10 protein-coding genes and 1 pseudogene are annotated in these 12,067 nt (G+C 61.0%); 7 read left to right on the top strand and 4 right to left on the bottom strand.

The features are described 5' to 3' along the window. Positions 1–17: 17 nt before the first annotated feature. The 3 genes from HX812_RS21750 to HX812_RS21740 all read right to left on the bottom strand — a co-directional run bounded on the left by HX812_RS21750 (position 18) and on the right by HX812_RS21740 (position 4,597). Complete coding sequence (locus tag HX812_RS21750) at positions 18–233, bottom strand: hypothetical protein (protein ID WP_038842134.1); 216 nt, start codon at positions 231–233, stop codon at positions 18–20. Between the two features lie 234 nt (positions 234–467). Next, positions 468–1,574: an agmatine deiminase gene (aguA, locus tag HX812_RS21745; RefSeq protein WP_038842136.1), complete on the bottom strand. Its 1,107-nt coding sequence runs from the start codon at positions 1,572–1,574 to the stop codon at positions 468–470. A 122-nt stretch (positions 1,575–1,696) separates the two neighbouring features. Continuing rightward, a complete protein-coding gene (locus tag HX812_RS21740; RefSeq protein ID WP_038842138.1) occupies positions 1,697–4,597 on the bottom strand; it encodes an aminotransferase in 2,901 nt (966 codons plus the stop codon). Positions 4,598–4,748: 151 nt separating this feature from the next. Between HX812_RS21740 and rfbB the strand changes: the two genes are divergently transcribed. The 7 genes from rfbB to HX812_RS21705 are packed head-to-tail and all read left to right on the top strand — an operon-like array spanning position 4,749 to position 11,825. Continuing rightward, positions 4,749–5,831 (top strand): dTDP-glucose 4,6-dehydratase, encoded by a 1,083-nt coding sequence (rfbB, locus tag HX812_RS21735; protein ID WP_038842140.1) that lies wholly within the window; start codon positions 4,749–4,751, stop codon positions 5,829–5,831. Then, a complete protein-coding gene (gene rfbA / locus HX812_RS21730) occupies positions 5,828–6,721 on the top strand; it encodes a glucose-1-phosphate thymidylyltransferase RfbA (protein ID WP_038842142.1) in 894 nt (297 codons plus the stop codon). Before rfbB ends, rfbA begins: the two co-directional genes overlap by 4 nt. Then, entirely contained in the window at positions 6,702–7,247 is a 546-nt protein-coding gene (rfbC, locus tag HX812_RS21725; protein WP_038842144.1) for a dTDP-4-dehydrorhamnose 3,5-epimerase, read from the top strand. Before rfbA ends, rfbC begins: the two co-directional genes overlap by 20 nt. Beyond that, positions 7,244–8,116 (top strand): dTDP-4-dehydrorhamnose reductase, encoded by an 873-nt coding sequence (gene rfbD, locus HX812_RS21720; RefSeq protein WP_038842147.1) that lies wholly within the window; start codon positions 7,244–7,246, stop codon positions 8,114–8,116. Before rfbC ends, rfbD begins: the two co-directional genes overlap by 4 nt. 45 nt (positions 8,117–8,161) lie before the next feature. After that, positions 8,162–9,970 (top strand): ATP-binding protein, encoded by a 1,809-nt coding sequence (locus HX812_RS21715; protein WP_033898706.1) that lies wholly within the window; start codon positions 8,162–8,164, stop codon positions 9,968–9,970. Next, positions 9,967–11,343, top strand: coding sequence for a sigma-54 dependent transcriptional regulator (locus HX812_RS21710; RefSeq protein ID WP_033898710.1), 1,377 nt, complete (start codon positions 9,967–9,969; stop codon positions 11,341–11,343). Before HX812_RS21715 ends, HX812_RS21710 begins: the two co-directional genes overlap by 4 nt. A gap of 26 nt (positions 11,344–11,369) precedes the next feature. Next, positions 11,370–11,825: a YiiD C-terminal domain-containing protein gene (locus tag HX812_RS21705; protein WP_038842151.1), complete on the top strand. Its 456-nt coding sequence runs from the start codon at positions 11,370–11,372 to the stop codon at positions 11,823–11,825. Between the two features lie 32 nt (positions 11,826–11,857). On the opposite strand, the pseudogene HX812_RS32155 reads toward HX812_RS21705, so the two are convergent. Then, positions 11,858–12,067 (bottom strand): annotated as a pseudogene (locus HX812_RS32155) (IS110 family transposase); the annotation flags it as partial.

The raw sequence follows: 12,067 nt of genomic DNA, 5'->3' as shown, positions 1-12,067 counted from the left end.
TTGATTTCGGTGTTCCTTTAGTTATTCATTAACTCACACAGCGCGTGCACTTCATCCTCACTGAACAACCCCGCCGGGTAACGTTCACTCATCACGCTGCGCAAGTCAGTCGGTTGCCTGATCTGCCGCGAGCCGTTTTCCTTCAACCAGAGCGCCAGCGCATGGATCGCGTCGCCGTTCACCCGCAAAGGGTGGAACGTGCGCGTGTACATCAGGTTGATATCGGCATTCATTTCAGCGCTCTCTCCTACTGCGTGAGCGGCTAACTTACTCAAGGTTTATGACAGAACTGCGCAGTCATGACCCTGAGCTACTGTCACAACGGCGATACAAGAGCTATGCCAATGTCTCGGGCCCATAGGCGTTTGGACACAAAAAAGCCCGCGACCTGTCTGGGTCGCGGGCTTGTTGTGGACACCTGAACCGATCAGCGCCGGTTCGTCCTCATAGCGATGTTACAACCGCACTCAATTTTTGTGCGGCGCTGGCTGCTGTTGGGTCAGGCAATGGATATTGCCGCCACCCAGTAACAGTTCGCGGCCCGGCACCATCACCACTTCATGCTGCGGGAACAGGTCCTGCAGGATGGCCTTGGCCTGGCTGTCCAGCGGGTCGTCAAAGCTCGGCGCGATGATGCCGCCGTTGACGATCAGGAAGTTGACGTAGGAACCGGCCAACCGCACGGTCGGATTGCGCTCCTGGCTGCCGTCAACCGGGTCGACGCCCGCGCATTCTTCCTCGGTCGCGTACAGCGGGCCAGGGATCGGCATTTTATGCACTGTGAACGGGCGTCCCTGGGCGTCGGTGCTGCTTTGCAGCACGTCCATGGCGGCGTGGCAACGCGCGTAGTTCGGGTCTTGCGGGTCGTCGGTCCAGGCCAGCAGCACTTCGCCTGGGCGCACGTAGCAGCAGAAGTTATCCACATGGCCGTCGGTTTCGTCGTTGAACAGACCGTCCGGCAGCCAGATGATTTTATCCACAGCCAGGTTGGCACTCAGCACGGCTTCGATCTCGGCACGACCGAGGTGTGGGTTGCGATTGCGGTTGAGCAGGCATTCTTCAGTGGTGATCAGGGTGCCTTCGCCGTCGACATGGATCGAGCCGCCTTCCAGCACAAAGCCTTCGGTGCGATAGCGCGGTGCGCGTTCGATTTCGAGGATCTTGCCGCCGACCTGCGAGTCGCGGTTCCACGGCGAATACAAGCCGCCATCAAAACCGCCCCAGGCGTTGAAGTCCCAGTTCACGCCGCGCACTTCGCCAGTGTTGTTGATCACGAAGGTTGGGCCGGTGTCGCGCACCCAGGCGTCATCGCTGGACATCTCGACCACGCGGATATTCGGCACATCCAGGCGTGCGCGGGCGTTTTCGTATTGACCGGCGGAAACTGCCACGGTGACCGGCTCAAAACGCGCAATGGCCTTGGCCACCGCCACATGAGCGGCCTGCGCGGGTTTGCCACCCAGGCGCCAGTTGTCCGGGCGCTCCGGCCAGATCATCCAGGCCTGGGTCTGTGGCGCCCATTCGGCAGGCATGTGGAAGCCATCGGCGCGGGGGGTGCTGTGCAGGGTGGTCATGGCGATCAGGACTCCGAATGGGGGTGAAGGCCGACTTTATAACGGATAAAAATCGGCTTTAGAAGCTACATAAGATGATAGCGGGTGAATATTACAATAGTTAGCCGATAACAATCGATTAATCACAGTTGCTCATCGAGCACCTTCGACAGCATGTCGACGAAAAAATCCACGCTACGCCGGGAGGTGACCATCGGCGGCTTGATCTTGAGGATGTTCAAATAATCACCCGTGGGCTGCATGAAAATCCCCAGCTCCCGCAGGCGATCACACAGCAACGTGGTTTCTTCGGTGGCGGGTTCCAGGGTTTGCCGGTCGCGTACCAACTCCAGTCCGAGGTAAAAACCGGAACCATGGACGGCACCGACTAATGGATGACGATCAATCAGTTCCTCCAACCTTGCCTTGAAATGCCCGCCAACTACCTGGGCGTTTTCCCATAGATTTTCCTCTTCCATCACATCCAGCACCGCCATGCCAATGCGGCAACTCACTGGGCTGCCGCCCGACGATGAGAAGAAATACCCTTCAGCCTCCAGCGCCTCGGCGATTTCACGCCGGGTAATCACCGCGCCCAGCGGCTGGCCATTGCCCATGCCCTTGGCCATGGTGATGATGTCGGGCACCACGCCCTGTTCTTCGAAGCCCCAGAAGAAATGCCCCATCCGGCCGTAACCCACTTGCACTTCATCGGCGATGCACACGCCGCCCTGGGCGCGGACAAGTCCATACACCTGCTGCAAATAGCCCGGCGGCAACGAGATACCACCGGCATTGCCATACACCGGCTCGCAGATGAAACCCGCCAGTTGGCGTTTGCCCGCGGCGATTTTCGCCAGGTTGTGTTCCACGCTTCTTACGTAATCCGGCGCACTGTCCTGTCCACGGAACTCGCCGCGATAGGTATTGGGCGCAGTCACCGGGTGCACCCAGTCCGGGCGGCTGCTCAATGCCTGAGGGTTATCGGCAATCGAGGTGGACACCGCGTCCGCCGCCACCGACCAGCCATGGTAAGCCTCCAACACGCTGAGCATGTCGCGCCCGCCGCTGTAGGCCCAGGCCAGGCGGATCGCCAGGTCATTGGCCTCAGTGCCGCTGTTGACCAGGAATACCCGGTCCATGCCCTCAGGCGCCAGCGCCAGTAAGCGCTCGGAAAACTCGGCAATCGCCGCGTAGTGGAAACGGGAGTTGGTATTGAGCAACGACCACTGCCGCGCCGCCACCGCCGCCATGCGCGGGTGGCCGTGGCCCAACACTGCGACGTTGTTGAGCATGTCCAGGTAGGAACGGCCCTGCATGTCGATCAGGTGGTTGCGCCAGCCACGCTCGATACGCGGCGGGTCGACGTAATAATGCTTTTGCGAACGGGCGAAACTGGCGTCGCGACGGGCCAGCAGGGCCTCGGGGTCCAGCTCGGGCTCGGCATCGCAGGCCAGTCCCAGCAACGCGGCCGGCGATGGGCACAGCGTTTGCCAAGCCTGTGCACGGGACGGTGTGCAGAACAGCGGTGCGGGTACATCAGCACGGCATAGCTGCACGGTGAGCGGGCCTTCGACCTCGCCGATCACCTGACCCTTCAGCACCGCAGCACCTGGCTGCAACTGTGCTTTAACGCCCCATAGCCGCACGCGTGCCTCGCTACTGTGTACCTGCAGCTCACCGTGGGCGTCCGTTTGCACAACACCCGCAAATGGTGCTTCGACGGAGGTACCCAACGGCACGTGCAGTTCGACATGCAGCGGGAACGTCTCTGGCTCATTCGCGCTGTCGGGCTCGGTACGCGACAAACGGTATTGCCCATAGCGACTCGCCGCCAGGCCATGCACCGCCGCTGCTTCCTGTAACAGGCGCTGATCAATGCCGGGCTGCTCCCAGTTTCCAGCCTCAAAATGCGGGCTGAGGACGCCCAGGTCGATCAACGCGAACTCGCGCCCTACCAAACCCGGCAACAAGGGCGCAAAACCCTGGCTGGCGATCGGTGCGGGCGCCAGACCGACACACCCCAGAATCGCCGCCTCCATCAACTCAAACGGCACTGACGTCGCCACGTGGAAGATTTCCCACTCATGCTCGGCGTTTTTCAGCAGGTAACTGTTATCCAGATCCAGGCGTTGCTGCTGCTCACTGCTCAACACCAGCACCGCCGCACGGGCGACGATCAGCGGCCACAGCACCTGTAATTCTTCGTGCTGCAACGGCGTCACCGCGTGGCACGCCTGGATCGCCGGCAAGATTGCAAAGGGATCGCCGTCGGCGTGGTGCAGCAATGCCGCACAAGTCACCGACAGATCGGCAATGCGCCAGGTGTGCACGAGGTCACCAAAATCGATCACGCCTTGAAGTTGCCAATGACGTTGAGCATCACGTTGCCACACCACGTTGTCGTCGGTGATGTCCATATGCACTGCTTGCCACGGCAGGTGATCGGCCAGGGGGCGGATACGCTTTTCGACCTGCTCGGCCACTTGCTCCAATGCCGGGCGGTGCGCAAGATTGTCCAGCGTCGCCAGCAGATGCGTGATCAAAGCCTGCGCGTGGCGTGGGTCCCATTGCAGCGTGCGGTCCAGTCCCGGATGCTCGAACCGCGCCAGCGCCTGGCTCATGCGCCCACACAGGTCACCAAATCCGGCGATCACCCTGCGCCCCAGGTGCGGCAGATGGGTCAACGGCTGGCCATCGATATAATCGAGTACTCGTACATGCAGGGTCTGGCCGTCGAGGGTCAGGGTCAACAACTCCTCTCCTGTCAAAGACTTGATGACCTTGGGTACGCGTACAGCCTGCAGGCTATTGAGTGCGGCGTGTTGGGCGTGCAGTTCAACGGCAGCGTAGTCACCTCGACAGATTTTCAGAACAAACCGACCGCGAGGGCTGTCGACTTTGTAGTTGAGGTCTTGTTGGCTGCCCAATGATTGCAAAGTGCCAGTAAGGCCGTAATGCTGCTCAAGCAGTTGAGCCGCCTGGTCGGGGCCTACTTGCGGGCAGGGTAGACTGGCGCGATGGATCAGGGTGGCGAGCAGCATGGGGTTGGCCTCGGCTTTTTTAGGCGTGTATATCGCCATTGTTCAGGGGGATTAGGCAACCCCTGAGGCATGCCGCGCTTGCACCACCTCACCGCACAACTCAAGCTATGCTTCATTCGCTTAATGTCTGTCTAAGGAAAAGGCCCCCGACATGCGCATTCTCATCACCGGCGGCGCTGGGTTTATAGGCTCCGCCCTCATCCGTCATTTGATTCAACACACCGAGCACGAAGTGCTCAACTTGGACAAACTCACCTACGCGGGCAATCTGGAATCGCTGACCAGCATCGCGTCCAGCAGTCGTTATGAGTTTGTCCAGGCCGACATCATCGACCAGGCCACTGTCAGCGCCGTACTGGAGCGTTTTGAGCCCCAGGCGATCATGCACTTGGCGGCCGAATCCCATGTCGACCGTTCAATTGACGGGCCATCGGACTTTATCCAGACCAATATTGTCGGCACCTACAGTTTGCTGGAAGCTGCCCGCGCTTATTGGCACAGGTTGGCAGAACCGGCCAAAAGCGCATTCCGCTTCCACCACATCTCCACCGACGAGGTGTACGGTGACCTGCACGGCGTGAATGACCTGTTCACCGAAAACACTCCCTACGCGCCCAGCTCGCCGTACTCTGCAAGCAAGGCAGCGTCCGATCATCTCGTGCGCGCATGGCATCGAACCTATGGCCTGCCGGTATTGTTGACTAACTGCTCGAACAATTACGGGCCGTTCCACTTCCCGGAGAAGCTGATTCCGCTGGTAATCCTCAACGCACTCGCAGGCAAGCCGCTCCCGGTCTATGGTGATGGTTTGCAGGTGCGCGACTGGCTCTTCGTCGAAGACCACGCACGCGCACTGTTCAAAGTGGTGACGGAAGGTGTGGTAGGCGAGACCTACAATATCGGCGGCCATAACGAGCAGAAGAACATCGATGTGGTCCGTGGTATCTGCGGCTTGCTGGAAGAATTGGCGCTGCAACGCCCGGCCGGTGTCGAGAAATTCACTGATCTGATCACGTTCGTCAAAGATCGCCCAGGCCACGATCAGCGTTATGCAATCGATGCCAGCAAGATCGAACGTGAGCTAGGCTGGGTTCCTGAGGAAACCTTCGAGACCGGTCTACGCAAGACGGTGCAGTGGTACCTCGATAACCTGGAGTGGTGCCGCAGGGTGCAGGACGGTAGTTATCAGGGTGAACGATTGGGCAATACCGACATGAAGGATCTGATTGCATGATGAAGGGAATCGTATTGGCCGGTGGCTCAGGCACCCGTTTGCACCCCATTACCCTGGGCGTGTCCAAGCAATTGCTGCCGGTGTATGACAAGCCGATGATCTACTACCCGATCTCGGTACTGATGCTGGCGGGCATCAAGGACATCCTGATAATTTCCACCCCGGTGGATTTGCCCCAGTACCGCAACCTGCTCGGGGATGGCAGCCAGTTTGGCGTGCGGTTCAGCTATGCGGAGCAGCCCTCTCCCGATGGCCTCGCCCAGGCATTTATCATCGGCGAAGAATTCATAGGCACTGACCCTGTCTGCCTGATCCTGGGCGATAACATTTTCCACGGTGCGTATTTCGGCGATCAACTACGGGCAGCAGCCAAACGCCCTTCCGGCGCCACGGTTTTCGGCTACTGGGTCAAGGACCCGGAGCGTTTTGGCGTGATCGATTTCGACCAGGACGGCCGGGCCCTCTCCATCGAAGAAAAGCCTCTCAAGCCGAAGTCACGCTATGCCGTGACCGGTCTGTACTTCTACGACAACGACGTGATCGAAATCGCCAAGGCAGTCAAGCCCTCGCACCGCGGCGAGCTGGAGATCACGGACGTGAACAACGCCTACCTCAAGCGCGGCGACCTTCATGTGGAACGCTTCGGCCGAGGTTTCGCCTGGCTCGATACCGGCACCCACGACAGCCTGCTGGAAGCCTCGCTGTATGTGCAAACCATTGAACATCGCCAGGGCCTGAAAGTGGCATGCCTGGAAGAAATTGCTTACCAGAATCGCTGGATTGATCGTGAGCACTTGCTGGAACGGGCCAAATATTTTGGCAAGACCGGCTATGGTCAATACTTGTTCACCCTCGCAGGGGATAATCCATATGAATGTATCCGCCACTGAGTTGCCCGGTGTTTTGATCATCGAGCCGAAGGTTTTTGGCGATGAACGCGGTTTTTTCTATGAGAGTTTCAATGCCCGGGACTTTGCCCACGCTACCGGGCTGCAACAAGAGTTTGTGCAGGACAACCACTCACGTTCACAACGAGGCGTGTTGCGGGGCCTGCACTACCAAGTCGAACACGCCCAAGGCAAGCTGGTGCGTGTGACTGCCGGGGAAGTATTGGATGTAGCGGTCGATATCCGCCGCAGTTCACCGGCATTCGGCAAGTGGGCAGGGGTGCGGTTATCGGCGAACAATAGCCGCCAGCTCTGGATTCCTCCGGGGTTTGCCCATGGTTTTGTGGTACTCAGCGAATACGCTGAGTTCCTCTACAAGACCACCGACTACTACACGCCCGCTGCCGAACGCTGTATCCGCTGGGATGATCCAGAACTCAATATCGACTGGCAACTCAGCGGTGCCCCGACTTTGTCGGCCAAGGATCAAAACGGCAAAAACCTCAGAGATGCGGATCTGTTTCCATGACCGCGCCTTTGAAAATCCTCATCACCGGCCAACACGGTCAAGTCTCCCATGAACTGCAAACTCGGCTCCAAGGCCTGGGCGAACTCGTGGTTCTGGGCCGCAGCCAGCTTGATCTGGCTAACGTAGACCACATTCGCCAGCAAGTGCGCAACCATCGTCCAGGCCTGATCATCAACGCGGCAGCCCACACTGCTGTCGATCTGGCCGAGAGCGAGCCGGACGCCGCCTTCGCGATCAACGCCATTGCCCCTGGCGTTCTCGCGGAGGAAGCCAAGACCCTGGGCATCCTGCTGATCCACTATTCCACCGACTACGTGTTCGACGGCAGCAAGCCGGCCCCCTACACCGAAGCCGACCCGCCAAACCCGCTGGGCGTCTACGGCCAAAGCAAATTGGCGGGCGAGCAGGCGATTACGGCCGTCGGTGGCAAACATCTCATTCTGCGCACCAGTTGGGTCTACTCCAACCACGGCAAGAACTTCCTGCTGACCATGCAGCGCCTGCTGCAAGAGAAACCGCAGATGCGCATCGTCGCCGACCAGATCGGCGCGCCAACCTGGGCCGGCAGCATTGCCAACAGCACGCGTGCGTTGATCGAGCGCTGGCAAGCAGGCGAACAGGGAGAATGGGGCATTTATCACCTGACCGCCGGAGGGGAGACCTCATGGTTCGGTTTTGCCCAGGCCATTGGCGAGCACCTGCGCGAACAGGGCAAAGCCTGCGCCGAACTGGAGCCCATCCCTTCCAGCGCTTATCCGACACCCGCCCAGCGTCCGCTGAACTCGCGCCTGGACTGCAGCAGACTGCTACAGCAATGGCACGTCAGCCAGCCACACTGGCAAGATGCATTGCGCGAGTGTCTTGCATAGCAGCACTAGGCATAATGCGCCTGTACCCACAGGCGCACGACTCCCATGACTCCACCCCTCCCGCGTAGACCCCGCTGGCGCAGCCTCGCCTTGTTGGCGTTGTGCCTGGCACCGCTGCTGTGGCCGCTGGAGCACCTGGCCGAGCGTTATTACCGCAGCGAACTGGCCGGCCAGAACCGCCAGACCCTCGACCTGTACGTGGCCAACCTGCTCGGGACCCTGCACCGTTATGAAGTGCTGCCGCAGATCCTCGGCGACTTGCCGGCCTTGCGCACCGCGCTGGATGCGCCTGGGGTGAGCACCAACCTGGTCAACGCCAACCTGCTGCTCAAGGACGTCGCCGCCCAGGCCGGGGTGGAGGTGATGTACCTGATGGACACCACCGGCAAGACACTGGCGGCGTCCAATTGGGACAAGCAAGACAGCTTCGTCGGGCGTAATTTCTCGTTCCGGCCGTATTTCAGCGAAGCCATGGACGGACGCCTGGGGCGGTTTTTCGGGTTGGGCACCACCTCGGCCAAGCGCGGTTACTTCTTCGCCGCCGCCGTGCGCGATGGCGATACGATCATCGGCGTGCTGGTGGTCAAGGTCGACCTGGACCACACCGAAAGCCTGTGGGGCAACACCCCGGAGCAACTGCTGGTCACCGACCACAATGGCGTGGTGATCCTGACCTCACGCCCACAATGGCGATTCCGTGCCACCCGACCACTGACGGCTGAAGAACGCCAGGCCATCATCGCCATCCAGCCCTACCCGACCCGCGACCCACAGCCGCTGAGCCTGAGCAACACCGCCTGGCTGCGCCAATCCACGGCCATCGCCGAAACCGGCTGGAACGTGGAGATCCTCGCGCCGCGTTCGCTGATCAACCGTCCGGTGCGCACGGTGGTCGCCGTGGGCGGCGCTACGCTGTTGGTGTTGATGTTGCTGCTGGGCCTGATGATGCAACGTCGCCGCCATTACCTGGAACGCATTGCGTTCGAAGCCAAGGCCCGTCGCGAGCTGGAAGCGCGTGTGGTCGAGCGGACCAGTGACCTGGAAGGCCTCAACCGGCGCCTGAAGCAGGAAGTGCTGGAACGTGAACACGCCCAGCAGGAATTGGTACGCGCCCAGGATGACCTGGTGCAGGCAGGCAAGTTGTCGGCACTGGGCACCATGTCGGCGAGCATCAGCCATGAACTCAACCAGCCCCTGGCGGCGATTCGCAGCTATGCAGAGAATGCTGAAATCCTGCTCGACCATGAACGCACCACCGATGCGCGAGGCAACCTCAAGCTGATCAGCGAGTTGACCGGGCGCATGGCCTCGATCATCGCCCACCTGCGCGCCTTTGCCCGCCGCGACCGCCATGCGCCCGAGAGTGTGGCCCTGCAACCGGCCCTGGATGATGCACTGGCGTTGCTGGCCAAGCGGCGGCGGTCGATGGAGGTCGAGCTGATCCGCGATTTGCCCGAAGCGACGCTGTGGGTCCAGGCCGGTGAAACCCGCCTGCGCCAGGTGCTGGGCAACCTGCTGGCCAACGCCCTCGACGCCCTCACCGAAAAAGGCCCGCCGCGTAAGCTCTGGCTGAGTGCCGAAACCACCGAACAGGGCGTCAACCTGTACATTCGCGACAACGGCCCGGGCTTTTGCATGGAGGCCCTGGGCCGCGCCAGCGAGCCGTTCTACACCACCAAGACCCGCACCCAGGGGCTTGGCTTGGGGTTGGCAATCTGTGACACCCTGATGCGTGCCTTTGGCGGCGAACTGCTGTTTGCCAACCACAAGGAAGGCGGCGCGCTGTTAACCTTGAAATTGCGTGCCGGTGCGCCGGGCGTCAGTCTGCAACCGTCCGAGGACCGCAGTGTATGAGTATCGATAACCAGATTCAGGTGGTGTTGATCGACGACGATCCACACCTGCGTCAGGCCCTGTGCCAGACCCTGGACCTGGCCGGGCTGAAGGTCCTGACCCTGGGCGAAGCCACCGGCCTCACCGCGCGCCTGTCGCGGGACTGGCCAGGCGTGGTGGTCAGCGACATCCGCATGCCCGGCATGGACGGCTTGGAGCTGCTCGCCGAACTGCATGGCCAGGACCCAGACCTGCCGGTGCTGCTGATCACCGGCCACGGCGACGTGCCGCTGGCGGTGCAAGCTATGCGCGCCGGCGCCTATGACTTCCTGGAAAAACCGTTCGCCAGTGACGCCCTGCTCGACAGTGTGCGCCGCGCCCTGGCCCTGCGCCGCCTGGTGCTGGACAACCGCAGCCTGCGCCTGGCCCTCAGCGACCGTCAGCAACTGAGCACGCGCCTGGTCGGCCACTCGCCGCAAATGTTGCGCCTGCGCGAGCAGATCGGTGCCCTGGCCGCGACCAAGGCCGATGTGCTGATCCTCGGTGAAACCGGCGCCGGCAAAGAGGTGGTGGCGCGCGCGCTGCATGATTTGTCGAGCCGCCGCAGCGGCCCGTTTGTGGCGATCAACGCAGGCGCCTTGGCCGAGTCCGTGGTGGAAAGCGAACTGTTCGGCCACGAACCCGGCGCCTTTACCGGCGCGCAGAAACGCCGTATCGGCAAGTTCGAATTCGCCAACGGAGGCACCTTGTTTCTGGATGAAATCGAAAGCATGAGCCTGGATGTGCAAGTCAAACTCTTGCGCCTGTTGCAGGAGCGGGTGGTCGAGCGCCTGGGCGGCAATCAACTGATCCCGCTGGATATCCGCATCATCGCCGCCACCAAGGAAGACCTGCGCCAGTCGGCCGATCAGGGCCGTTTTCGTGCCGACTTGTATTACCGCCTCAACGTCGCGCCGCTGCGTATTCCGCCGCTGCGCGAGCGGGGCGAGGATGCGCTGATGCTGTTCCAGCATTTCGCCGATGAGGCCAGCAGCCGCCACGGTTTGCCGCTGCACGAACTGCAACCCGGTCAGCGCGCGCTGCTGCTGCGCCATAGCTGGCCGGGCAATGTGCGTGAGCTACAGAATGCTGCAGAACGTTTTGCGCTAGGCCTGGAACTGGCGCTGGACAATACGCCGGACAATCCATCGGCCGGTGTCCTGACCTCCACCCCCGGCGGTCTGAGCGAACAAGTCGAGCAGTTCGAAAAAAGCCTGATCGCCGCCGAACTGACCCGTCCCCACAGCTCCATGCGCAGCCTCGCCGAAGCCCTGGGCGTACCGCGCAAGACCCTGCACGACAAGCTACGCAAGCATGGCCTGAACTTCGCCAACCAAAGCAGCGACGACGAATGACAGCCCCCACCCGCCAAGAGGCCCCCATGAACCGCGACAGCCGTTACCTGGAATCCATCCTTCACCACGACATCCCCCTCACCCGGGAAATGGGCCTCAAGGTGCTCGACTGGCAACAGGGGCGGCTGGAACTGCATCTGCCCTTGCAAGCCAACATCAACCACAAGAGCACCATGTTCGGCGGCAGTCTGTATTGCGGCGCGGTGCTGGCGGGTTGGGGCTGGCTGCACTTGCAGTTGCGGGAAGAAGGGATTGAAGACGGGCATATCGTGATTCAGGAAGGGCAGATCAGCTATCCGCTGCCGGTCACGCGGGATGCAACCGCGATTTGCGCAGCACCCGAGGAAAAGGTATGGAAGCGGTTTCTGGCGACCTACAAGCGCTATGGCCGCGCGCGGTTGACGCTGGAGACGTGGGTTGTGAATGAGGGCAGTGAGGAAAGAGCAGTGGCTTTCACCGGTCAATACGTCCTGCACCGCTAGCCGCCACTGCACAAAACCGAATGTGGGAGATTCTATGTTGCAGGACAACCCTGCGACCTTAAATCTGGCTGGTATTCGCTCTGGTTTTTCATCAGAGCGAATGCCACTCGACACAGCTTGCGAGCGAGGATCACCAGGGCCTGGGTTTTTGCCAGGCCTCGCGCTAGGTACGACTCATAAAATGGTTTCCAGGTAGCCGACCGGCAAGCAGCCATTGCCGCGTTGTGAGCCAGGCGCCGTAA

The organism is Pseudomonas sp. IPO3749, from assembly GCF_013386605.1.
In the GTDB taxonomy this organism is placed as follows: Bacteria; Pseudomonadota; Gammaproteobacteria; order Pseudomonadales; family Pseudomonadaceae; genus Aquipseudomonas; species Aquipseudomonas azotoformans_A.
The sequence above is the reverse complement of the archived record's forward strand: the minus strand, read 5'-3'. Positions and strand labels throughout refer to the sequence as shown.